Annotated in this window: 5 protein-coding genes; 1 reads left to right on the top strand and 4 read right to left on the bottom strand. The window is 49.4% G+C overall.

Translation table 11 applies throughout. The annotated features are described in order from the left end of the window. Nucleotides 1–8 precede the first annotated feature (8 nt). Together ACXAFQ_RS04530 and ACXAFQ_RS04525 are read right to left on the bottom strand one after the other, a co-directional pair. The gene (locus ACXAFQ_RS04530; protein WP_474818379.1) at nt 9–905 is read right to left on the bottom strand and encodes an AraC family transcriptional regulator; all 897 of its coding nucleotides are present in this window, start codon (nt 903–905) and stop codon (nt 9–11) included. A 128-nt stretch (nt 906–1,033) separates the two neighbouring features. Next, entirely contained in the window at nt 1,034–2,011 is a 978-nt protein-coding gene (locus ACXAFQ_RS04525; protein ID WP_474818378.1) for an NAD(P)H-quinone oxidoreductase, read from the bottom strand. Nucleotides 2,012–2,144: 133 nt separating this feature from the next. Here ACXAFQ_RS04525 and ACXAFQ_RS04520 point away from each other — a divergent pair, with 133 nt between their 5' ends. Continuing rightward, entirely contained in the window at nt 2,145–3,338 is a 1,194-nt protein-coding gene (locus ACXAFQ_RS04520; RefSeq protein ID WP_474818376.1) for a class I SAM-dependent rRNA methyltransferase, read from the top strand. A gap of 4 nt (nt 3,339–3,342) precedes the next feature. On the opposite strand, the gene ACXAFQ_RS04515 is transcribed toward ACXAFQ_RS04520, so the two are convergent. Continuing rightward, the gene (locus ACXAFQ_RS04515) at nt 3,343–3,645 is read right to left on the bottom strand and encodes a PilZ domain-containing protein (protein WP_070123261.1); all 303 of its coding nucleotides are present in this window, start codon (nt 3,643–3,645) and stop codon (nt 3,343–3,345) included. A gap of 179 nt (nt 3,646–3,824) precedes the next feature. Beyond that, nucleotides 3,825–7,730 (bottom strand): ATP-dependent RNA helicase HrpA, encoded by a 3,906-nt coding sequence (gene hrpA, locus ACXAFQ_RS04510; protein ID WP_474818374.1) that lies wholly within the window; start codon nt 7,728–7,730, stop codon nt 3,825–3,827. Nucleotides 7,731–7,877 lie beyond the last annotated feature (147 nt).

Here is a 7,877-nt window from a genome sequence, read left to right as displayed (position 1 = left end):
CGTACAAATCAGTCGTTCGGAATCAATCGACCTGATGAACGTACGGGCAAATACACCCTACTTTGCGCCTCTGCCATAGGCACATCCGGGTAAAAGCGCAGTCGCTCTAAGAATGGTGGGAACTGTTCAAAGTGCCAGTCATAGCCCCCTTCGCCAATAACCTGTTCAATACGCCGCTGTAACTTGCCGTCGCTGCCAGTTTCTATCCAGCTTAAACAATGCAAAGCGGGAATGTGGGCTTCAGAAACGCCCTGCTTATTTGGCGCTATGTCTTTGTCGTGCTCAGCAGCAATACCGAAGGTAAACGCCTCAGGTTTAGTAGTGCTAGGATCTGAATAAAAGATGTTAAACGTTCGGCTTTGAGAAGGCGGTAAGCCATTCAACTTTCGCCATTGAATAAAGGCACCAACGGAAGCCATCAGCGTTTGCGGTGAACCTCTATGAAGGAGCTGCGCCAATTTAACGCCTTCAAACTGAACTAACGTCGGTGCCGACTTATCCGTAGCGGTATTGTCTGGAGTCTCACTGTCCAGCACCCTTACCGCATTGGCGAGTTGCGTTATGCGCTCAAGGTCCGGAGAATGCCGGAATTCGCTGGGTGTCACGCCGGTCTGACGTTTGAAAGCCCTGCTAAAGCTCTCGCTGTTTTCATAGCCTGCCTCAAACCCAATATCAGTGACAGATATAGAATGGCGATAAGCGAGTTGCCAGGCGGCGCGATGTGTCCGAACCCTTCGCATGAGCGTTTGTAGGCTAATCCCGAAGGTTGTAGAAAACTGGCGGTGAAAATGATGCCGGGATAAACCAGCCACCGCCGCCAGTTCGTCCAAATTCGGCGTTATACCACTATTAGATTCCAGCCAGGCTATGACTTTTTCAAAAACGATTCTTTTATCAGCGCGCATTCTTTCTCATCAGGTCACGGGGTAAAAACATTGCTGTAGTTTACCGAATCCCTATCTGCTGTGCCTGACCGTTTTTGCTGTTGGAGGAGATTCACCACAACATACCTGTTAGATGAATCTCGAATTCATTACCATTCAACAATGATTTTGCCGCGACTATCGTTGGCTTCAAGGCGGGCATGAGCAGTGGCGACCTCTTCAACAGGCAATACCGTATCGACATTTACTGTGAGCGTACCGTCGTCAAAACCCGGTAAGCCGTGTTCGCAGAAATCACGAATTAAACCAGCTTTGTAACTATCACTGCGGTTTCTCAGTGTTGATCCCTGAATGCGGGCGCGTTTGCCCAACATCAATGCCATATCCAACTTGTCAGCAAAGCGACCAGCCAACATGGCTAGGTAAACAATGTGTCCGTCTTGCGCGAGTACTTTTAAATTGCGGTTCAGGTAATCCCCTGCCACAAAATCGAGCACAAAGTTCACGCCTTCGGGCCAGGTGTCTTTCAAGACGGCTGCGAAATCCTGCTCCTTGTAATTAATGGTAAGGTTAGCGCCCATGTCACGACACTGTGCTAGTTTATCTTCAGAAGACGCGGTGGTCGCTGTGGCAATGCCCTTCAGTTTGCAAAGCTGCAGTGCAGCTAGGCCAACACCGCTGGCACCGGCATGCATAAGGGCTTTATCTTGAGGTTGCAGGTTACCAATGGTGAATAATGCTTGCCAGGCGGTAAGAAACACCTCCGTGAGCCCTGCTGCGTATGTCAACGACATACTCTCTGGCACTGGCATTAGATGACGGGCATTTACCGCCACATATTCAGCATAGCCGCCACCCGCGACCAAACCGCACACCTTATCGCCCACTTTCCATTGAGTGACATCATCGGCAACGTCGGTCACTTCCCCGGACACTTCGAGCCCGAGAATGTCGCTTTCACCTGGTGGTGGCGGGTATTTTCCCTGCCGCTGTAAGGTGTCAGCACGGTTAACTCCAAACGCGTGCACTTTAACGAGTACCTGGCCACTGGCAACAACAGGGGGGGTTATTTCACTGATCTGCAAAGATTCAGGCCCCGCGCCCTTTTCGAAATCGATATATCGCATCGCTGTACTCCCTGGTTTGACGATCTGAATTCAAAGATACCTATGGTCGTCACAAATATTCGGTTCAAAAGTCGCGCCGGATAATGAGAAAAGCTATACTGCGCGCCACTTTCATCTAAGGGTTATCATAACAATGTCTGCCACCGTCGTCTTACAACCTCAACGTGATAAATCACTGCGCCGTCGTCATCCCTGGGTTTTTGCCAGCGCTGTCGCCACGGTAAACGGACGTTGCCGCAGCGGAGACACCGTTGATGTGGTAAGTGCAGAAGGTGACTGGTTGGGCCGTGGCGCCTGGTCACCTGAATCACAATTACGTGTACGCATGTGGACATTCAACAAAGATGAACCCGTAGACAACGGTTTTTTTGTTCGTCGTCTTACCACAGCCTTCACCCTTCGTGAGAATCTGGTGATCAGCGAAAACACCAACAGTTATCGCCTTATCGCTTCAGAATCCGACGGTTTGCCCGGTGTCACCATAGACGTGTACAACACGGTGATTGTGGTGCAATTGTTGAGTGCCGGTGCTGATAAGCAACGAGACAAGATTTTGTGGGCACTGAAAAAAGTGCTTCCTGGGAAAGACATTTTTGAACGCAGCGATGTGGATGTGCGTGCAAAAGAAGGGTTGGAACCCCTAGTGCAGACGCTTCATGGAGACCCGGAACCGGTGGTCACTATTCTCGAGAATGGTATTCAGATCCAGGTAGACATTCGCAACGGCCATAAAACCGGTTTTTACCTCGATCAACGTGATGCCCGTGCCGCTGCCGGCCGCTACGCCAAAGATAAAGAGGTGCTGAACTGTTTCAGTTATACCGGTACATTCTCGTGCTATGCGTTACAAGGCGGCGCGAAACATGTCACCAATGTGGATGTATCTGATCCTGCACTCGCTCTTGCAGCCAAACACCTTGAAATCAATGAGCTCGACAGTGCGCGTTGCGACATGGTGAACGGTGATGTGTTTCAGGTTCTGCGCAAGTATCACGAAGAACAGCGCCAGTTTGATATGGTGATCCTCGACCCGCCCAAATTTGTCGACAGCAAAGCGTCGCTGGGCCGTGCATCAAGAGGCTACAAAGACATTAACATGTACGGAATGCACGCGGTGAAATCAGGCGGATTACTGCTGACATTCAGTTGTTCGGGCCTGATGCCAGCCGATTTATTTCAGAAGATTGTGGCCGATGCCGCGCTGGATGCCGGCAAGACAATTAAGATAGTTGAACGCCTGACGCAGGCAAAAGACCACCCGGTGATAGGAACGTATCCGGAAGGCTACTACCTAAAAGGGTTGGTATGCGAAGTAACTGATCTGTGATCAGTTACTTCATTTCTGAGATTTCCACACCGATAATACAGCTTTCTTCGGTTTCCGGAACACAGCGAACCACGGTTGCCAGTGCGGATAACGATGGAATTTGCGAGCTGTTAGAGTCTATAGATACATTTACCTGTGTACCCACCTCTATAGACGGCTCTTCTACTTCCAAAGACATTCCAGTCGCGCTGATGTCTTTACATACAGCTTGGTGAGTCCGGCTCGATTCTTCATCGTTGATTTGAACCTGACAGGGTGAATTCACCATCATTCTGAAAAAATTTCTTTTATCGTCGTATCCCAACACGTTTACTTCTCCCAACCTCAGTTACAACTTAATAAAGTACCCATCTCTTATAGGACGGGACCCTGCTTATGTCAACTTAGTTTACCCGCTAATAGCGCAAAGTTTGATATGCGAAAGAATATGATGGTATATCCCTCACCCCTTTAAATTAAAGGTGCGATAGCACTCTTACTTTATTACTAGAAATTCTCCAATGCATTCAATACCCGTTTGGCTGAAACGGGATAAGCCGTTCCTAGCTGTTGAGCAAACAATGACACTCTGAGTTCTTCAATCATCCAGCGAATTTCAGCCAATTCTGCAGGCACTTTATCCGCCGGGAATTTATTGCACGCTTTTTTATACGCCGCTTCTGCCTTCTCAACGGTATGCTGATGCATGCGATCTTTATTCGGATCGATAGGCAGCTTCTCAAGACGACGGGCGAGCCCCTTGATATAACGGTTCCAGTCGCTCAGTCGTTGTCTTCCAAGACCGGTAACGAATCCAGGGTAAACCAGTGTGCCAAGATGCTGTTTTACATCGCCCAATGCGCTAACCATGTTCAGCGGCACGTTTCCTTTCATTTGTTTCTGACACTGGTGTGCCAACGTGAGGCCTTCCTCGACTTGTTTCGCGATATCCAGCACCACGTCGTTAATTTCTGCACGCACAACATCCAAACAGGCTTTAAACGTGTCTGCGTCACGAACCTCAGAGTTGTGTTCTTGCATAAAGCGGCGAGTTAAGTCATCGATTCCAGCCAAAATACAATCATCAATCAGGGCTTTAATCTGACCAAACGGATTAAAGTACAATCCCAACTTGGCTTTATTCGGTAACTTACTTTGCAAATAACTCAGCGGCGATGGCATTGCATTTCGAATCAGTACGTTGACACCACGTCGATGTTCAGCACGGGCTTTGTCAGCTTCATCCACCAGCACGATGTCAACTTTATCACCTTGTGGTACCAGAGCAGGAAATGCTTGCACCTCAAAGCCGCCCATCTTTTGGGTGAAGGTGGCTGGCAGTTTATCAAAGTCCCATTCTTGTAAGCCTTTACGCTCAAGTTCTGGTGTCGCTGCTTTTTCAAAGGTCGCTTTAACCTGCCCCTGACATTGCTTTTTCAGCGCTTCGAGGTCGTCACCTTGCTCAATCACTGCGCCTTTGCCATTGACTACGGCAAAATGCATTTTCAGGTGACGTTCCAACTGATCGGTTTGCCACTCCTCTTCCTCTATTGTGACACCTGTCATTCGGCGAAGTTTGTCAGATAGCGCCTGCAATATCGGTACAGGTTGCCCTTGCTTATCAAACTGATTGATATCTTCCAGACAAGCGTCAGCATAGTTGGGGGCCGGCACAAAATTCTTGCGTAAGCGTTTTGGTAGGCCGCGAATAAGGCTCACGATAAGTTCATGACGCAAACCCGGTACCAGCCAGTCGAAGCCTTTTTCACTCACCTGATTCAGAATCGGTAATGGAATTGTAACGGTAACCCCATCGTCTTTGGCGTTTGGCTCGAAATGATAGCGTAAGGGTAAGGTAATGGTGCCTTGCTTCCACACATCCGGAAACGCATTGGCAGTAGCTTGACCTGGCTGCTGGCGATACACGTCGTCTTCGGTAAACGCTAGTACCGACTTGTCCGGCTGCTTTTGCCACCATTTCCTAAATGCCGCTTCGTTGTTCACGTCAACCGGCAAGCGCATGGCATAGAAGTTAACCAGCAATTCTTCGTCTACCAGAATGTCACGGCGACGGGTTTTCTTTTCCAGCTCATCAACCTGCTCGAGCAGCGCTTGATTGTCCTGCAACACCTTGTCATTCAGCTTGGTGTCACCCTCAATCAGGGCGTGGCGGATGAATAAATCTTGCGACACATGGGCGTCGATTTTGCTGTACACCACTGAACGTTTCGGCACGATGGGTAGGCCAAACAGCGTCACTTTTTCAAACGCGATCACCGCACCTTGTTTTTTCGACCAGTGCGGCTCGGAATAGCTCGATTGCGTCACGTGTTTTGCTATCGGTTCTACCCAGGCAGGATCGATCTTCGCATTCATGCGAGCGAATAAACGGGACGTTTCCACCAGCTCTGCAGCCATGATCCACTTTGGCTGCGCTTTTGATAGTCCCGAGCCCGGGAAAATCATGAATTTGGTATTGCGTGAGCCTAAATATTCCCGTTCTTTGTCTTTCATTCCAAGATGCGATAGCAAGCCACTGCATAGCGCCTGATGCACAGACTGGAAATCTGCTTCCTGTTTACTGATCCCAAGACCAATTTCGGCCACTGATTTTTTCAACTGGCTGACAATGTCTTGCCATTCACGCATGCGCAGGTAATTAATAAAATTCGTCTTACACCATTTACGCAATTGATTATTGGTCAGTACAGCCTGCTGCTCGCGGAACGCCTGCCACAGATTAAACAGACTGATAAAATCGGAATCTTTGTCGCGGTGTTCGTTATGCTTCTCATCGGCCTGCTGACGTTTCTCTTGTGGCCGCTCACGGGGATCTTGAATAGATAAACCGGCAGCGATAACCATCACTTCCCGCAGTGCATTGGTGCGCCCGGCTTCAATCACCATGCGAGCATAACGAGGATCGATAGGTAAACGGGCAATATTACGACCCATTTGCGTGAGTTTCGGCTGCCCTTTGCTACGAGCTATGGCTTGAATTTCTTCCAGTAAACGGAAACCGTCGGTGATATTACGACTGTCTGGCGGCTGTACAAACGGGAACGCGCCGATGTCACCTAAGCCCAGTGCCAGCATCTGAAGAATAACCGACGCCAGATTAGTACGTAGAATTTCCGGATCGGTAAATTCCGGTCTGCCAAGGTAATCGTCCTCGCTGTATAAGCGAATACAAATACCATTAGAAACACGGCCACATCGTCCGGCCCGCTGGTTCGCGGAGGCCTGGGAAATCGGCTCAATGGGAAGGCGCTGTACTTTGCTTCTGGCACTGTAGCGAGAAATCCGCGCGGTACCCGGATCAATAACATACTTAATACCCGGAACGGTGAGCGAGGTTTCGGCCACGTTGGTGGCAAGTACAATACGCTGGCCACTGTGAGACTGAAAAATACGGTTCTGTTCAGCTGCCGACAAACGGGCATAAAGCGGCACGATTTCCGTATTACGGTATTTTTGTTTTTCCAATGCGTCCTGGGTATCGCGGATATCACGCTCACCACTTAAAAACACCAGGATGTCGCCGGGGGCTTCATTGCGTAGTTCATCTACGGCAGCGACAATGGCTTCAGTTTGATCAGCATCATCGTTACGATCTTCGGGATCGTGATAGCGAATTTCTACCGGATAGGTCCGACCGCTCACTTCCACAATGGGCGCATCGTTAAAGTGTCGGCTGAACCGTTCTGGATCGATGGTCGCCGAGGTGATAATAAGCTTCAGCTCCGGACGCTTGTCGAGAAGCTGTCGCAGATAACCCAGCAAAAAGTCGATGTTCAAACTACGTTCGTGGGCTTCATCGATAATGATGGTGTCGTACTGATTAAGGAAGCGGTCCTGCTGCATTTCAGCCAGTAGCATACCGTCAGTCATCAGTTTCACGTAGCTGGCATCGCTGACCTGATCGGAAAAGCGAATTTTAAAACCGACTTTGTCACCCAGCGGCGTTTTCAGTTCTTCCGCAATACGGCTAGCCACGCTGCGGGCCGCCAGTCGTCGTGGTTGGGTGTGGGCAATCATGCCGTTTATGCCCCGCCCTAATTCGAGACAAATCTTCGGCAACTGAGTGGTTTTACCTGAACCGGTCTCACCGGCAACAATCACAACCTGATGGGCTTCGATAGCGGCTTTGATGTCGTCTTTTTTATCGCTCACCGGCAGCGGCGGATACTCAATCTCTGGCAGGTTATCTGCCCGCCACTGACGACGTGTTTTCGAATCTTCAATGCGCTGAGTCACATCAGCAACAGCTTCACCCGCTTTGGGCGACTTTTCTTTAATCAGTGAAGACACTTTTTGCAGTCGACGACGCAGAGGGAAGCGGTCGGCCAGCATACAGTGTGATAATTCATTAAACAGCGAAGAAACTGACGGTGCGGCAGGTTCTGAAGACAAGACACTTTCCTTACAACAAGACTAATCAGTAATTTTGGTCGTTCCGGATAATTACGACAAAAAAGACGAATAGTTTATCACAATGTCACACCGCATAAAGACGCATGTCGTAAAACACTGTGTCGTTATCATTCGGCCTGAAAGACA

The organism is Alteromonas sp. ABH2_165, from assembly GCF_056159945.1.
The sequence above is the reverse complement of the archived record's forward strand: the minus strand, read 5'-3'. Positions and strand labels throughout refer to the sequence as shown.